The organism is Salinivibrio sp. MA427 (assembly GCF_001996115.1).
GTDB lineage: Bacteria > Pseudomonadota > Gammaproteobacteria > Enterobacterales > Vibrionaceae > Salinivibrio > Salinivibrio costicola.
In genome coordinates, this window is the sequence record NZ_MUFH01000374.1 from 1 (window position 1) to 2,097 (window position 2,097).

The 2,097-nt window shown below is 49.9% G+C and carries 3 protein-coding genes; 1 reads left to right on the forward strand and 2 read right to left on the reverse strand.

What is annotated here, in order from left to right:
- Together BZG79_RS14630 and BZG79_RS14635 are read right to left on the reverse strand one after the other, a co-directional pair.
- Positions 1-257, reverse strand: a 257-nt coding sequence (locus BZG79_RS14630; protein ID WP_199877957.1) for a 7-cyano-7-deazaguanine synthase, incomplete at its 3' end; no start/stop codon positions are given.
- Between the two features lie 311 nt (positions 258-568).
- On the reverse strand, positions 569-1,216 hold the full coding sequence (locus BZG79_RS14635) for a pseudouridine synthase (RefSeq protein ID WP_242414208.1): 648 nt from the start codon (positions 1,214-1,216) through the stop codon (positions 569-571).
- Between the two features lie 235 nt (positions 1,217-1,451).
- On the opposite strand from BZG79_RS14635, the gene BZG79_RS14640 reads away from it, so the two are divergent.
- Positions 1,452-2,097, forward strand: a 646-nt coding sequence (locus BZG79_RS14640; protein ID WP_242414209.1) for an isocitrate/isopropylmalate family dehydrogenase, incomplete at its 3' end; no start/stop codon positions are given.

Below are 2,097 nucleotides of genomic sequence, written 5' to 3' on the forward strand. Positions count from 1 at the left end.
TGCTCGAACACATTGTCCCAATACTCAGCGGCAAAATTAATGGTATGTAGCTCAATGCCCAACTTATCGCAGACATCTTGCGCATCGGCCAAGTCTTCTGCAGCAGAGCAGTATTCTTCGTTGTCATCTTCTTCCCAGTTTTTCATAAACAGGCCTTCGACCTGATAACCCTGTTGTTTCAACAAGTAGGCAGAAACGGACGAATCAACACCGCCGGACATTCCGWCAATCACTTTTTTGCTGCTGTTATCTGACATGGTGATCACAAATGCTGCTATCAATAAACGGACGCTGAGTTTAACAGAATCAAATCGCCGGATACAGATGTGATAAGGCTCACACGTTAACCGTTATCTAAAGTAGATAGATAGTTGCGTGGACGGCGACCGATGCAGCTTATGTTGATGCGATTAAATATCAATGGCGGACATAGTCTGTGATTGGGTGCCGCGCAAAGACCCTCCGCGCCATGGATGGCGCGGCGGAGCCTCCAGGGATGGATTCACGGCGTGTCTGTGCGTGGTATCTAATCTCAGAGCGGTGACGACAATTGCTGTGAAGCTTGGCTTTATCGAGCTTTCTTCAACGGTGCACGCTTGGACGATCGAGTGCGCCCACGCGGTGCTTTCCCTTTTGGCCCTTTGGGTTTAGGGGTGAACTGCTCAAAGCCTTTCGGCGGATCAACCTCACACCACTGGCCTGGCTGCAAATCATCCAGCTGCCAGGCGCCGAGTTGGGCGCGAATCAAGCGCAGCGTCGGGTGGCCAATATGGGCAGTCATCCGGCGTACTTGTCGATTTCGCCCCTCGTGCAGCACCACCTTTAACCAGGTAGTGGGAATGTTGGCGCGATAGCGTACCGGAGGATGGCGTTCCCACACGGCGGGTGACGCCATTTTTGATACCTCAGCGGGTAGCGTTAGACCATCTTTTAGCTCCACACCGTCGCAAAGCGCTTGAATCGCTTCATCGCTGGGCTCACCTTCCACTTGGACCCAATAGGTTTTGGGAGATTTAGATGAAGGCTGGGTTAATCTGGCTTGTAAGGCACCGTTATTGGTGAGTACCAGTAAGCCTTCGCTGTCCTTGTCGAGTCGACCGGCCGGGTACACGTCTTTTACGGAGACGATGTCGGCTAATGTGCTGTCACCGGGCTCACCGCTAAACTGGGTCAACATGTTATAAGGTTTGTTAACAAGTATCACTTTAGTGGTCATCGCCGTCGCGCGTGAATCCTGTGCGTGTTGAGATGATTTGGCAGTGGTGTTTGAAACAGCCTTTGACGCTGGCTGAGAGCGGGATTTATATGGCATACGGGCTGTCAAATAGATTAAACGGCAAATGAGACTTTGGTATTATACACGTAATAATCTGTTTGGCGTGTTGTATGAATTCGAGTATCCTCGTTGCGCATCTTACACAAAGATAACAAATGGACGCTAGGAGATTAAAATGGAAAGTAAAGTAGTTGTACCGGCGGAAGGTGAAAAAATTACACTCGACGGCACAAAACTGGTAGTCCCTAACCACCCTGTGATCCCTTACATTGAAGGGGATGGCATCGGGATGGATGTTAGCCCTGCAATGATCAAAGTTGTTGATGCCGCAGTTGCTAAAGCCTACAACGGTGAGCGTAAGATTTCATGGATGGAAATCTACACCGGTGAAAAATCCACCAAGGTATACGGTGATGATCAATGGCTACCGGCTGAAACACTCGACTTTATTCGTGAATACAAAGTGGCGATTAAAGGCCCACTGACAACGCCTGTTGGCGGTGGTATTCGTTCTCTGAATGTGGCCCTTCGCCAAGAGCTCGATCTCTACATTTGTGCGCGTCCGGTACGTTACTTCACTGGCGTTCCTAGCCCTCTGAAAAAGCCAGAAGATACCGATATGGTGATCTTCCGTGAAAACTCAGAAGACATCTACGCGGGTGTCGAGTTTAAAGCGGGCACCGCAGAAGCCGATAAAGTGATTAAATTCCTGCGCGAAGAAATGGGTGCCAACAAAATCCGTTTCCCAGAGCAGTGTGGTATCGGTATCAAGCCGATTTCTGAAGAAGGTACCAAGCGTCTGGTTCGTGCGGCTATCGAGT

What these genes read in the sequence shown, in the direction of transcription:
- BZG79_RS14635 (WP_242414208.1), bottom strand. Translation starts at nt 1,216, where the DNA reads ATGACCACTAAAGTGATACTTGTTAACAAACCTTATAACATGTTGACC.